13 protein-coding genes are annotated in these 14,818 nt (G+C 34.2%); 2 read left to right on the forward strand and 11 right to left on the reverse strand.

The features are described from left to right. Positions 1-57 precede the first annotated feature (57 nt). The gene (locus ACUXEY_RS21575; protein WP_000203340.1) at positions 58-504 is read right to left on the reverse strand and encodes a MarR family winged helix-turn-helix transcriptional regulator; all 447 of its coding nucleotides are present in this window, start codon (positions 502-504) and stop codon (positions 58-60) included. A 194-nt stretch (positions 505-698) separates the two neighbouring features. Here ACUXEY_RS21575 and ACUXEY_RS21580 point away from each other — a divergent pair, with 194 nt between their 5' ends. Further along, a complete protein-coding gene (locus ACUXEY_RS21580) occupies positions 699-2,195 on the forward strand; it encodes a DUF3149 domain-containing protein (protein WP_166704861.1) in 1,497 nt (498 codons plus the stop codon). Between the two features lie 29 nt (positions 2,196-2,224). Here ACUXEY_RS21580 and ACUXEY_RS21585 read toward each other — a convergent pair whose 3' ends face one another. After that, a complete protein-coding gene (locus tag ACUXEY_RS21585) occupies positions 2,225-2,506 on the reverse strand; it encodes an aspartyl-phosphate phosphatase Spo0E family protein (RefSeq protein ID WP_166704862.1) in 282 nt (93 codons plus the stop codon). A 398-nt stretch (positions 2,507-2,904) separates the two neighbouring features. Between ACUXEY_RS21585 and ACUXEY_RS21590 the strand changes: the two genes are divergently transcribed. Continuing rightward, positions 2,905-3,675, forward strand: coding sequence for a divergent polysaccharide deacetylase family protein (locus ACUXEY_RS21590; RefSeq protein WP_166704863.1), 771 nt, complete (start codon positions 2,905-2,907; stop codon positions 3,673-3,675). A gap of 67 nt (positions 3,676-3,742) precedes the next feature. On the opposite strand, the gene cbpA is transcribed toward ACUXEY_RS21590, so the two are convergent. From cbpA to ACUXEY_RS21635, 9 genes are all read right to left on the reverse strand, one after another. Further along, entirely contained in the window at positions 3,743-4,366 is a 624-nt protein-coding gene (gene cbpA / locus ACUXEY_RS21595; protein WP_166704864.1) for a cyclic di-AMP binding protein CbpA, read from the reverse strand. 125 nt (positions 4,367-4,491) lie between these two features. Then, complete coding sequence (locus tag ACUXEY_RS21600) at positions 4,492-5,121, reverse strand: class II aldolase/adducin family protein (RefSeq protein WP_048526804.1); 630 nt, start codon at positions 5,119-5,121, stop codon at positions 4,492-4,494. Between the two features lie 248 nt (positions 5,122-5,369). Next, a complete protein-coding gene (locus ACUXEY_RS21605; protein WP_461301565.1) occupies positions 5,370-7,652 on the reverse strand; it encodes an NEAT domain-containing leucine-rich repeat protein in 2,283 nt (760 codons plus the stop codon). A 430-nt stretch (positions 7,653-8,082) separates the two neighbouring features. After that, the gene (locus tag ACUXEY_RS21610; protein WP_461301566.1) at positions 8,083-8,865 is read right to left on the reverse strand and encodes a DeoR/GlpR family DNA-binding transcription regulator; all 783 of its coding nucleotides are present in this window, start codon (positions 8,863-8,865) and stop codon (positions 8,083-8,085) included. A gap of 40 nt (positions 8,866-8,905) precedes the next feature. After that, positions 8,906-10,090: a saccharopine dehydrogenase family protein gene (locus tag ACUXEY_RS21615; RefSeq protein ID WP_429598845.1), complete on the reverse strand. Its 1,185-nt coding sequence runs from the start codon at positions 10,088-10,090 to the stop codon at positions 8,906-8,908. Further along, a complete protein-coding gene (gene phnW / locus ACUXEY_RS21620; RefSeq protein WP_461301567.1) occupies positions 10,087-11,184 on the reverse strand; it encodes a 2-aminoethylphosphonate--pyruvate transaminase in 1,098 nt (365 codons plus the stop codon). The genes ACUXEY_RS21615 and phnW overlap by 4 nt, the downstream gene beginning before the upstream one ends. A 15-nt stretch (positions 11,185-11,199) precedes the next feature. Next, positions 11,200-11,994 carry a phosphonoacetaldehyde hydrolase gene (phnX, locus tag ACUXEY_RS21625; RefSeq protein ID WP_429598838.1) on the reverse strand — a complete coding sequence of 265 codons (795 nt, stop codon included), beginning with the start codon at positions 11,992-11,994 and terminating at the stop codon, positions 11,200-11,202. A 48-nt stretch (positions 11,995-12,042) separates the two neighbouring features. After that, the gene (locus tag ACUXEY_RS21630; RefSeq protein ID WP_461301568.1) at positions 12,043-13,800 is read right to left on the reverse strand and encodes a putative 2-aminoethylphosphonate ABC transporter permease subunit; all 1,758 of its coding nucleotides are present in this window, start codon (positions 13,798-13,800) and stop codon (positions 12,043-12,045) included. Next, entirely contained in the window at positions 13,801-14,802 is a 1,002-nt protein-coding gene (locus tag ACUXEY_RS21635; protein WP_166704871.1) for a putative 2-aminoethylphosphonate ABC transporter ATP-binding protein, read from the reverse strand. Between the last annotated feature and the right edge of the window lie 16 nt (positions 14,803-14,818).

Consider the following 14,818-nt stretch of genomic DNA (forward strand, 5'->3'; position numbering starts at 1 on the left):
ACATATAAACAAAAAAGCTTTGGATTTCTTTATCCAAAGCTCCTTTGGAACATATTATTACTTTTCATACTTTCCAATCTTTTTTAATAGATCAAGTAATTCATCCTTTTCCTCTTTCGTTAACATTTCAAACGACTGATGTATAACTTGCTCATGCCCTGGAAAAATAGAAGCAATAAAGTTCTCTCCAGACTCAGTTAATTGTGCATAAATAACACGTCTGTCATTCGGGCACGGAATTCTCTTTACTAGTCCCTTTTTCTCTAGCTTATCTACAACATATGTAATGCTGCCACTAGCGATTAAAATACGTTCACCAATTTGCTGAAGTGGTTGACCGCCTTTATGATATAGCAGTTCTAATACAGCAAATTCAGTTGGATTTAACCCGTTACTTTGTATAGATTTATTTGTAGTATCCATAACAGAACGATGTACACGAGATAAGGCAATAAATACTTTTAGAGATTGAGAAATATCTTCTCGTTCATTATTTGATGTCATACAACTTTCAACCCTTCACTTAAATTCTCAGTAATAAAAAGAAAAAATAGCTTAGTACTTCATGTAATTTCCGAATGAGTGTTCACTCATTCATTTCCTCTCCCCAAATATATTATGAATGATTCTTGAATAAAAACATGACAATTTTAACATAGTTTATATATAATGATAATAAAAAAGAAGGAGTACCAAATTTGAAAGTCAAATTCCACAGCATAGTTTTATATATAGTGCTTGTTATCCTACCAACGATAGGGATTGGTGCTACATTTTATTCCTATCATTCGTATAAAATGAAGCAGGAAAATAAACTATCTGCTCACACGGTTCTCTTTTTATATAGAGACTATTTAGATCATCACCTTGGTGAAGCAATTTCTGCATTAGAAATGCTATCAAAGGTCGTAGGAACCGAGACTGGAAATATAAATGGAGTGAAACAAATTGTACATGATACAGATGGAAACGATGCCCGTTTTTCTGGATTATATTATGCTACACCAAAAGGCATCATTACAATCGCATCGGAAGGCGACCGACCACCTGTTGATGTCTCAGATCGCAAATATATTCAAAACGTATTACAAACGAAGAAAACAACTGTATCATCAGTCATTACAGATCGTGTTCTTGGACATCAAGCCATTATGATTGCTTCTCCCATTTTCAATAAACAGAAGGAGCTATCAGGCTTATTGTTAGCAAGTTTACGATTTGATTACATTTCATCATCTTTAAATGCTATTAAACCACAATACCATTTTGAAGTAACTGATAAACATGATGTAGTTTTTTTAAATGATGATAATAACGAAACAAGTGATGCGCATTCTAATATGCTTACTACTCCACTCCAAAGATTAAATTGGAAGGTCTCTGTTTCTCCGTTACCAATTCATCAAAAAACTTTATACCAGTGGGTTGCCGTAGAATGTATAGCTACTTTATTTTTAATGTCAATTTTATTTTTACTAGCTCAATATATGTTGTTAAAACGTCAAACTAAACTAGAAAGACAACAAAATGAACTACAAAAAATTGAATTAGTTGGAACTTTTGCAGCTAGTACAGCCCACGAAATCCGTAATCCTCTTACCGGAATTAAAGGGCTCGTCGCTCTATTAAAAGAGAAATATAAAGATGAACAAGATCAGTTCTATTTTTCCATCATCGAACAAGAAATAGAACGGATTAATGAAATTGTAAGTGAATTTCTTATTCTTGGAAAGCCAACTGCTATCATTGAACAAACATATGATGTGAGAAACATTCTAAATGAGGTAGCATTAATTATTCAATCTGAGGCGAATCTACATAACATTGTATTCCATTTACATTTGCCAGACCACCCTGTTCATATCCGTTGTTCAAAAGACCATATGAAACAAGTGGTTTTAAACATTACTAAAAATGCAATTGAAGCCATGACTTCTAGTGACACACTAACTATTTCCGTGACAAACAATGAAACACACGCACAATTGCAAATTATAGATACTGGAAAAGGGATTCCAAAACATATTCAAAAACACCTCTTTCATCCGTTCTTTACTAATAAAGATACTGGAACAGGTCTTGGACTTATCATATGTAAACGAATTGTAGAGATGTACAATGGGCATATTTTTATCGACAGTATAGAAAACGAAGGAACGACAGTTCATATCGAAATTCCGTTACACATAGTATAATTATCCTTATCCCAAAAGGGTAATTATACTTATTTCATAAAACCAGACACAAGCATTCGCCAAAAATTACTTGATTTCCCTTCATACCCAATTTGAAAAATAGGTACCTTTATAATTGATAACCATTTTGGTGTTTGCTTTTCTTTATAACACTGGTACTGTAAAATCAGCTTGTCCAATTCTTGACTAACTTGAATTGTCTCCATACTATTTAACCCACTTGTTAAACCTAATTGAATCATTTCTTCACGTTTCATATGAATATCACGTGAAAGCTTTTCTAATGTGTACTTCCTTTTTACAGTAAACATTCATATCCCCCTTATTATACTTCCATGCTCTCAACTTCACTTCTCCATTGGCCTTTTAACTGCTTAATCATATTTGAATTTGAAGAATCAGAAAATTTAACATTTTCTCCCTGTAATTTACAAATCTTTACCCTCACTTTGAGAATTATTACAAATTATTCTATCTTTGTAAATACATTCGCAATAATAGACATTTTTTTCATCTTCTTTTTTTACAAATACCAATTAAATAGCGGATTCTCTATTTCCCATATACTTTTCTTCGACATTTTTTGTTTAATTTATATAAAAACGCAAAACATAATAATGATTGATAAAGTGCAAATTTAATCATTGGGGATTTAGTTCATTCCCCAATGCCCACACATAGTGGGATAAAATAGAAAGGAAATATTTATATGCGCAAATATACGATTGCATTGGTTATGTTTACGATGTTCTTACCATCCTTCTTGTTTCCTGTTCAAGCAAAGGCTCATACAAACAAAGTAGCTATTGTCATTGATGACTTCGGCAATAATATGAAGGGGACTGATAAAATGTTATCACTTCCTATTCCACTTACTGTTGCCGTTATGCCTTTCCTCCCTTCCACAAAGGAAGATGCAATAGCAGCTCATAAGAAAGGGCACGAAGTTATTATACATATGCCAATGGAGCCTATTAAAGGTAAAAAAGAATGGCTTGGACCAAAAGCAATTACAACTGATTTAAGCGACGAAGAAATAAATAACCGACTCGAACAAGCCATTCAAGAAGTACCACATGCAATTGGGATGAACAATCATATGGGATCAAAAGTGACCGCGGACGAAAGAATTGTACGACTTATACTTACGGCTTGTAAAAAACACGGTTTATTTTATTTAGATAGCAAAACAAATCCTAAGAGTGTCGTCCCAAAAATCGGGAAAGAATTAGGAGTGCCTATTATTGAAAACCAATTATTTTTTGATGATATATATACAGCGGCACACATTTCAAAACAAGCCCAATTACTCATTAAAAAGATTCAAGAGAAACCGATTATGGTAGCTATCGGACATGTTGGGCCTCCAGGTGAAATCACATCACGTGTTATAGAAACTTCTATTCCTAACATTCGTGAACATGCAGATTTTATTTTTTTATCGGATTTAGCATTATCTCCACCTCCTGTTTCAAAATAAGATTTATTACTCAAACTAAAAAAGAGAGCAATCTGCATATAGCAAATTGCTCTCTTTCTTTTTCCCCTTAAATATGATCTACATGACTCACCCTGAATCCTTTTTTCTCTATTTTTTCGATTAATTGCTTTAATCTTTTTTCATTTAACTCATCTGTTATATTTACAATAACGCGACGAATATATTGATCACCGTTATCTAGCGTAAATAGTCCACCGATATGAAATGCTTTCAGCAATGTCCCAAGTTCTTTAATCGTTCCCTTACAATCTTGTGTTGCAATTGTTAATATATAACCACCCGTCCGCATACCGAATGAATCTTCAATAACATCAAATATATTGGAATGCGTTAAAATACCGACAAATTCATTATAATCATTTAGTACAGCTAAAAATGGAAGGCGACGAATAACATAAAATGCCCTGAAAAAAGAGTCCTTTTCAAAAATAAATGCAGCGGAATCTTCCAGCATATGTTCCGTACTTAATTCCTCTAATCCGCTATTACACTTCTTTTCTAAAAGATCTACTTTATAAATAATTCCCATGAATTTCTTTTCATCTTCTGCTAATACAGGGATTGCTCGAAATCCCGTTTCATTCATAATTTGCAGAGCCTTTTCACCTGAATCGTTCATGTTACAAAATGTTACTTGCTGTTTTGGCAGAAAATGATATTTAACTCGCAAAATATGTTCCTCCTTACATGTCAACATGTAATCTATATATAATAAGGAGACCTATATTTTATGAGTAAATTTATTTTTAAAACGCTTTCATTTATTTATTAACTCGTAACGACATTACAAACATTTTATATAACAGAGCTCTTTGCACCTTTTATCATTAACAACTTCACATGATAATTCATTAAATATTCTATACCCTCTAGCCATTTTTTCGCGTATTCTGGAGTTTTCCCCCACACAATCATGCCATAATTATGAACGAGAACTACTCCTCCACCTTCGATAAAATTCGGCACTTTATTTTCTAATAAATCAGCGAATTTTTTCTCATCTTCTACAATAGGAATTGTCATTTCTGTTATACCTTCTTTTCCAAAAACACGTTCCACGCTACGCTTATCGAATGTTACTTCTCCTATTTCTCCATACAACTCTGATATTAAATGACTATCTACAGTTTGCACTTGTAAAATACATTCTGCACTACTTTTTTTATAAATATCCGCATGCATAAATGATTCGACAGCTGGTTTTTCTTCATTTTCAAATACTGGCTCACACATACAATTTACAACAATAAAATCCTCTTCTGAAAATAACCCTTTATCTCTTCCCTCAACGTTTACTAAAAAAGTTAACGGCTCTTTTGACGTACAGAGTGATAAACTAATCTTTGTACCATAAAACCAATCACGAAGTGCCAATTCAGATTTCACATCTTTTAATTCATTCCATTTCTTTAGAAAAAATAACATTTCGTCACCCCCGGCGTAATATTTATATAATGTTCGAATCCTTTCTATGTAAAAGGAGTATTTTTTGATTATTCTAAAAATTTAATTGAATTATCACATGAGAACGCTTTTTTGTCAATATAGTTTCACAGCTCTTCTTTAAAATAGGCTATTCATATGTCTATACTTCTGTCTATTGCCTATTTCATTTTATACATAAAAAATACGCTATTCTTTTTCAATCAAAGAATAGCGTATTTTCTCATCTTTTATTTCGTTATTGCGTTATATAAAAACTGTGCATATTGTTCACGTGTTACGAAATCATCACCTAAAAAGTTTCCATTTCCATCACCTTTTGATATATTATTATCCGCTAACGTTTTCACATAACCCTCTGCCCAATGACCAGTTGGTACATCTTTAAAGTTCACTTTATTATTTCCATCTTCTTTTAACTGAAATACTTTATGCAATACTACAGACATTTCATATCGAGTTAATACTCCCTCTGGACGAAACTCCCCAGTACCATCGCCTTGCATAATGCCAGCTTGCGCAACTGCAGCAATATCTTGCTCAAACATATGCCCTTTCGTATCTGTAAATCTCTCTTTCTGCTCTACTTTATTTTCTAATTTCAAGTACCTTTGTACTAAAGACGCAACTTGTCCACGAGTAATACTATCCCCAAATCCAAATTGTCCATTTCCATATCCCTTGAAAATATTTTCTTTCGCTAAATAATTAATTGCTTCTTCTGACCAATGTCCTTTTGGTACATCTTTAAATTCCACTACTTCTACTTTTTCATCTTCTTTAGAAGTGTTATCCCCTTTACTTTCTACCACATTTTGAATGACAGATCCCGTAAAGAAGATTCCTGTATCCGCAAATGGATCTTTCACACCAAATTCATATACTTTCTCACCTGGTGTACTCCACTTAACTGCATCGTTACTATACGTACCACCTTCGCTCTTCAAACGAATTTTTGTAGAGATTTTACCATCTTTTTCGTATACAGGTACTTTTACTTCTTTATTTACTTCCGTACCCTCTAAAAATACTTTTTGGTTTTGAACATTGATATAAGCTGTTTTACTTAGTTCTATAACTGGTCGAACATCACGAATTTCATTTGCAACAAAACTTAGAAATACTAACTTTTTCAAATTACTAACTGGTGTTAAGTCTGAAATATAATTTGCTTCTAAATCAAGCTTTTGTAAGTTTACTAGACTTGATAATGGAGTAATATCCTTTAACTCATTGTTAGGTAAATCTAATTCTGTAAGTTGAGTCATTTTAGTAAGTGGTGTCACATCTTCTATTTGATTTTTCCCGATAAATAATTTACTTAATTGATTCATTTGATCAATACCCGATAAATCTTTAACTTTATTACGTGTTAATACTAAGTCTTTTAAAGGTAATGAATATAACGGTTTAATATCTTCAATTTGATTACCAGCTAAAGTTAAGTATGTTACATTTTTTAACGCGCTTAATGGAGCAACATTTGTAATTTTATTATTTGCTAAATTCAAGTAATCTAGTTGTTCCATTTTCGCTAATGCTGTTACATCTTCTATTTGGTTGCCCGATAGATATAAACTTTTTACATTTTTCATTTCAACTAATGGTGCAACGTTTGTAATTTTATTATTACTTAAATCAAGAGATTCTAAATTATTCATCTTAACAAGTGGCGTTACATCTGAAAATTCATTACCACGCAAAGCTAAATGATTTAATTGCTTTAAGTTCGCAAAGAATGACGGATCTGTTATCTTCGCATTCGCAACTGTTAAAGATTTTAAATTCGGCATATATTTTAATGCACTATAATCAAGAATCTCATTCGTATTTAAAAACAAATCCTTTACTTGTAATAACTCTTCTTTCGTAATCGGTGTATTTAAATCTTTTCTATTAAATACTTTTTTATTAACAAGTTCTCTTAATTTGTTATCTGTTATCATATTTTGACTATCAACTGGATGATCCGTTTCCGTATTGCCTGAATTAGAGTTATCATCTGGTTTCTCTGTTTCTTTGTCACCTGCAGTTGGATCTTTAATTTCAAATTGAACTTGATATTTGTGATCATATCCGATGGCCGGAATAAGTATATGCATTTGCATATTATGCTTCTTCTCAAATTCGCCAATTTCAAATTGGACTACTTTCGTTCCATTTTTCCTCTTATCTTCTGATAAAACTTTCACATCTTGAAATACACCAGGTTGGTTTTTATCCTCTATTCTAAGATATTGAAAATAATCGCTATCTTGTATTGTTACAGTAACAATTTTTTTCCCATCTTCAATTGCTACTTTAGGATTTTTTATGTACTGAGAAACCATAGATGGCTCATCTTTTTGATCCTTATATATTTTAATCTCAGTATCGTATGTACGTTCACTAGCTGCTGCCACCGACTGGTTTGCTTCAGCTTTTAGTGCTGCTAATGCTGGAGTAGAGTATGTAGCAAATGGAATTGCTAATGTTGTGGCTACTACTAGCGCCTTAATATAACTTTTTTTCAAAATAATATCCCCTATCATATATATTTTTTATAATTGATAATAATTATCAATTACTTACAAATAAATGATAATGAATCTCATTATCATTGTCAATGATAATATTACATTAAGTTTATATTTTCATAGATAAAAAATAAAAAGCCCTTTATTCACAGGGCTTTTTTTCCTATCGTATGCAGAATTTCACTTTTTTCTTTTTCATTAATAAAACCAATTTTTTGTAAAATATTTGCATACAATACAAGTTTATTATATATCCGTTCTGACATGCTTCTCCCTTCTTTCCTTCGACCAACTTTTTTTGTATTGGTAAATTATATGAAAGAGATGAGAAAATGTGTCCACTTTTTGCATAAATACAAATCTTTTATCCCCGCTATTTACAAGCAGTAAAACTCCCACCTCAAAATCAGGTGGGAGTTCAATTTATTCAGCAAATTGTCCATTGAATATTATGCTTTTTGACTTCCTCTTCAAAACTATAAGGCATTTTTTTATCACAAATTACATGTTGAATACGCGAAAATGCTGCTATTCGGTAATTTCCTTTTACCCCTACTTTTGTATGATCACATAAAATATATGTTTTCTCCGCTAATTTCAGCATCGCTTCTGACAATTTCGCCTTTTCTAATTCAAAACTAGAAACCCCAAAACCGGGTAACAATCCATCAATCGAAACAAATGCTTTATGAAAATGAAATTGCTGGATTACTTGCTGCGAAATAGACCCTGACACACGTGAATGTTTTGAAGATACTTTTCCACCAATAAATAAAACTTCACCGTGAAACATCTTTTTATTAATAGAAGAAATTAATTGTGTTGCTACTGGAAATGAACTTGTTACAATCGTTAAATTTTTACGATGAACAAGATATGGCAACATTTGAAGTGGTGTACTTCCATCATCAATCGCAATCACATCTCCATCTTCCACAAACGTTGCTGCCTTATACCCAATTCTCTTCTTCTCTTCTATATGCAGCATCTCTCGTTCTAACATTGGTGCCTCTATTCCAGCTCCCGGAAGTTGGACGGCTCCACCATACACTTTCTTCAACTTCTTTTCACGATCCAATTCTTCTAAATAACGGCGAATCGTCTCTGTTGATACAGCAAACTCTCTCGCTAACTCTGAAACTTTTACTTTCCCTTTAAACTCTACCTTCTCAAGAATGGTTCGCTTTCTTTCTTCACCTACTACAGACATAGCCTCACCCCATTGATTTCTACCTCATAAACTACCTTACTTATACAAAGTTATAACTTTCCTTTTCAGTGAAAATTTCTTCATGAATATGAATACCACGCTTTTTTAGTTCATCAAAAATAATTTGTGGTTTGACAAAAGCTTCCTCAGGTGTCACAACACCAACTTGATTTACATTCCCTTTTGCGATTAACTCTGTAGCAATCCCAAATGGAATACCGACGTTTCTCGTATAAGCTCTTAATTTTTCCCATCCTGCAACAGATCCATCAGATAACGGGTGTGTATGATATAATACGTGCCTTTGTCTCTCATTATTTTTCATACCTATTACTTCTACATGAAGTGCATAACCGTAAATTTCTGTTTCTTGTCCTTCTTTCGATTGTAATAAATACTTCGAGATACAATCCATAATGCCGATTGCTTCCCCATTTATTTCAACTTGATCATTACGCAATATACCATAATCATATAAAGCACGTACGAGCTGCATATTTTGCTTTGGCCAAGTTCCTCTCGTCTCTATCAGCTTGACGCCTTTATTTTCTAGTGCCTTCGCTAACGTAATCGTTTCAGAGTGCGGGATTATATACTGCGTTGCCTTACCATAAGGCGCCGGTAATTCAATTTCTCTCGGACGCGCAAACGGAGGTACTTGCTTAAACTCACCATCTTCATACACTGTACGCGATGGTAAATGTGGATCATATTCATATGTCGTTGTTTCTGTAATTGATGCAGAAAAAGCAATCGGACGATATGAACCGTGACTGACACGAACTGATTCTACAGTATGTAACTGATTTGCTGCATGCATCGCCATCATTTGCGTTACACCTGGCGTCATACCAAATCCAGGTAAACACGTTTTTCCGTTTTGAGCAAATATAGAATGCGAATCATTTTCTTCACCAAATCCATTTAAATTCACACCGTGACAACCTGCTTCTGCAATACATCGAGTGGATAATCCATTTAACTTAATTGTCGTACCATCCATTACAATGTCATAGCCTTTCATTTTTGCAACCGTATCCTCGTGATTTGTTACGTCTACTTTCACAAAATCTACGCGAGGATCGTTGAGCCATTCTACTACTTTCAGGGCCTCTTCTTCATTAAAATCCGCTACTGTAATTGTCTCAAAAGATGAAAATTGTACTAAATCTAAAATTGCTTCACGACAAATTTTACCTGCTCCACCTAAGCAAAATACTTTCAACCTATAACAACTCCTTTAGCGATACTATCAACTAAGCGATTAATATCTGCCTCATGTACATCACCGATATTTCCAATACGGAATGTATCTACTTTTGAAATTTTACCTGGATAAATAACAAATCCATCACACTTTAATTCATTATATAACTGTCTAAAATCGAAACACTCTTCTGGATAAATGAAGGATGTAATAATAGGCGATTGATACTTTTCATCTACTAGTGGCTTAAATCCGATTTCTCTCATTCTATTCACTAATAGTTTTTGATTGTTATAATATCGATTGTAACGCGCTTTTACTCCGCCCTCTTTTTCTAATTCAAGTAGTGCTTGATAAAAAGCGTGTACAACATGTGTAGGTGACGTAAAACGCCATTTCCCATTTTGATTTTCCATCGTTTCCCACTGATCAAATAAATCTAATGATAATGAACGTGCCTGCCCTTTACATTTCACCAATTCATCGCGCTTTGCAATAACAAAGCCGAATCCAGGAACACCTTGGATACATTTATTCGCACTACTAATCAGAAAGTCAATTTGCAACTCCGCGATATCTATTTCAATACCACCAAAACTACTCATTGCATCAACTAGTGTTACTTTTCCATATCGCTTCCCTAATTTACATACATCTACAATTGGGTTGATAATACCTGTTGTTGTTTCACAATGAACAACTGCAATATGTGTAATCTCTTTATCTTGTTGTAATATCTTTTCTACTTCTGTAATATTAGTAGGCTCCCATTCTTCCGTTTGACTAACCACCACATCTATATGTAACATCTCTGCCATTTGTACAATTCGCTTACCATACGCACCATTTGTACAAACGAGCAGTTTTCCATTTTTAGGAATAACAGAACCAATTACTGCTTCAACTGAAAACGTACCGCTTCCTTGCATGAGAACAGTCGTATATTTCTCTTCTTCTTTCGTTGCTAACGATACAAGTTTAGCTCTTACATCTTGCACCATCGTGTTATATTCAGCATCCCACGTACACCAATCGTATAACATAACTTCTTTTACCGTTTTTGTTGTCGTTAATGGTCCTGGTGTTAATAATAAGTAGTGATTTTCAGTCATGATCCTATTCCCCTTTTATGAAATAATAAGTTCTTGTTTCTCGATATGTTCCATTACGCTTTCGAGTTCCTGCATCGTTTCTATCGTAAAGTGCGCCCCATTTTCAACGAAACGATTGCGAACTACTTCTATTTTTTCACGAAGTTCTGCCGAATCCATATTCTCCACTTCCTCTTCAGTTAAACCGAGCTCGCTACTGCCAAGGATTACACCAACTGTCCACATTCCAGCATTTCTTCCCTCTTTCATATCCGATACCGTGTCTCCAACTTTTATCATATGATTCATTGGATATACACCAAGTTCCATCGCATTTTTATAACACATCCACGGATATGGACGACCTGCTGGAACATCATCTGGCGTTACAAGAAAATCAGGTTTATACCCTTGTAGCGCTGCTTCTTTTGCTACAATGTCCATCATTTCTCTCGTATAACCAGTCGTTGAACCAATTTTAATTCCTCTTTCACGTAAAGAAGCAATCACTTCTTTTACTCCTTTAATCGGCGACGCATAGCGCGGTAAGATAGCGAAGAGAATTTCTTCAAATTCTTCATACATCTCCTGAATGTCTGCTTCTATTGGTAATTGTCCGAAAACACGATTCCACTCACTCGCAATACGAGGCATCTCTGTAAGTGCCCTTACATGATCAATTTTTAATAACCCCATTGGCTTACGAGCTTCTTCTGCTGTAATCTCAACACCGCGTTTATGGAAAATCTCCATAAATACTTCCAGTGGCGCAAAACATCCATAATCAACTGTCGTACCTGCCCAATCAAAAATAACTGCTTCTATTTTCATTCAATCCATCACCCTTCTTATTTATCTTATTCATCTTATTTATCTTATTTATCTTTTTTGCCATTGTGAAGTTCGGTTACGAAGTGCTTTCGTTCCCCATTCATATACAACTCTTACTACAATATTTGTAACAACAATCAGTACACTCATTGCAGCTGCTGGTGCTACATTTCCTGCATCATCCATGTTTACAATTGATACAGCAGCTAGTTTAAAATCAGCTGCGTATAGGAATACGACTGCCGAAACAGTTACCATTGAATTTACGAAGTAGTACATTACCATTTCTAAAATCGCCGGTAAACACATCGGTACTGTTACTCGAAAGAATGTTTTATAAAACGGAATCCCCATCGACTGGGAAACAAGTTCAAACTCTCGATCTAATTTCTTTAAAGCTGTCGTTGCTGTAACAAATGTTACAGAATAAAAATGAATGATATTGACTAGTACTAGCACAGCGATTGTTCCGTATAGAGAATGAAACGGATTCGTTACGGAAAGTCCAAAGATTTGTATTGTTGGTTGACTAAAGAAGAAGACATAGCCTAACCCAAGTACTAAACCTGGTATCGCTAAAGGGACTATAGAGAAAAAGTAACCTGCTTTTCGGAAAAATTGTAGCTGATCTATTTTCTCAATCGCATAAGCGAACATAAATGTTAAAACCGCTCCAATAACCGCAGTAATTGCTGAAACAATTACGCTATTTTTAAACGCTTCAAGTCCATCTCCTGTCAAACTTGAAAAATTAAAATGCTCAAATGTAAAGCTCATATTATATGGCCATACTTTCACACTTGCAGCAATACCAACTGCCACAAATAATAGAATGATCATAAGCGTTACTACGCTACAATATACGAATGAAATAACATCTCTTTTCTTATTATTTATTATTCTGTAAGGTACTGATTTGGAAGATAAGAGATTCGCCTGCTTTCTTTGCGTAATGCGATCAACTGCAAATGCAAAAATAGCTGGGATTAATAAAATCATCCCGACAGTTGCACCCATCGGCATATTTTGCTGTCCAATTACTTGCTTATATACGTCAGTAGCAAGTACATTATATTGTCCACCAACAATTTTTGGTGCCCCAAAATCAGTGAAACTAAGTGTAAACACAACGAACATCGCACTAATTAATCCGTACTTTACACTAGGTAAAGTAACAGTGAAGAATTGCTTTGTTTTACTCGCTCCTAACATATTAGAAGCTTCATATAAACGATAATCAGATCCTTGAAAAGCAATTAATAATATAAGAAATGCTTGCGGAAATGTATACATGACCTCAGCCATTACAATTCCTACTGGTCCATATAAAGGGATTTGTATCCCTTCAAACAAACCAAACATTCCTTTCGTTACTAACCCTTGATTACCAAATAAATATGTCAGTGCGATACCGTGCATCATCGTTGGTGCGAATAGTGGTAACAACGCGACATATTGAAATACACGCTTCCCAAACACATTCGTACGAGCAATCGCATAGGCGTAAGCGAAAGCGAGTGTCACTGCAATACTTGTTGTCGCACCCGAAATCCATATCGTATTTTGTAATGATTGAACTAGCGTTGGTGTTGTGAAATATTTACTGAAATTCGCAACACCAATGAAAGCTCCATCTTTATCGTAAAAAGCTTGTGTAAACAATTGTAATAGGGGTAATACAAGCATGATCAAAAAAGCAAGAAGCATACCAATAATTAATAGTCTTTGTATCCACCCTTCTTTACCAATACGTCTCTTAATCTTTTTTTTCGTACTTTCTACCTTGAAATTCTCTAACATCTCCATCTATACAATGACCTTCTTTCCATATGACAACATATGATTTTCTGAGAAAGAGATTTGAATCGGCTTTCCTTTTCTAATAGCGGTTTTTTCTACTTCTGATGCCAATATATCCACTACAATTTTCTCGTTATAAAGATGTGTTTTTTCTTCTACGACTCGCACTTCTGTCCGATATACAGATCCACGGAATTCCATACTTTCCACAACCGTTTTAATACCATCGTTTTGTACAACTGTTACATGTTCAGGACGAATTGCATGTTCTTCATTATTTTTCGAAAAGAAATTAATAGAACCAATAAAATCTGCCACAAACGGATTGGCTGGTCTTTGATAAATCTCCTCTGGTGTTCCAATCTGCATAATTTCCGCATGATTCATTACAACAATTTTATCAGCCATCGTTAATGCCTCTTCTTGATCATGCGTGACCATAATAGTTGTTACTCCTACTTTTTCTTGCAAATCACGCATTTCTCTACGTAACTTTTCACGTACTTTTGCATCTAAAGCAGATAACGGCTCATCGAGTAACAAAATATCCGGAGACAGAGCGAGCGCACGTGCAAGTGCCACTCGCTGCTGTTGTCCACCAGACATTTGAGCAGGGTATTTATCTTTTACATTCAGTAAATCAACTAGTTCTAACGCCTCTAGCGCTTTCTCTTTTACTTCTGCTTTTCCATATTTTTTTGTCTTTAAGCCGTATTCAATATTTTCAAGTGCTGTTAAATTCGGAAATAATGCATACGATTGAAACACCATTCCGAAGTTCCTCTTTCCAGGAGGTAATGCTGTAATATCTTTTCCATCCACAGCTATACTACCTGTTGTTGCCTCTTCTAGCCCTGCTAAAATTCGAAGCAATGTCGTTTTCCCACAACCACTTGGGCCTAATAAACATACAAACTCATTTTTTTTCACAGTAAAAGAAATATCTTTTAACGCTGTAAATGCATCAAACTGTTTTTGAATGTGTTGAATTGATAAATATTCGCTCATTTTTTCTCTCTCCCAC

Source organism: Bacillus sp. F9_6S_D1_P_5 (genome assembly GCF_054823925.1).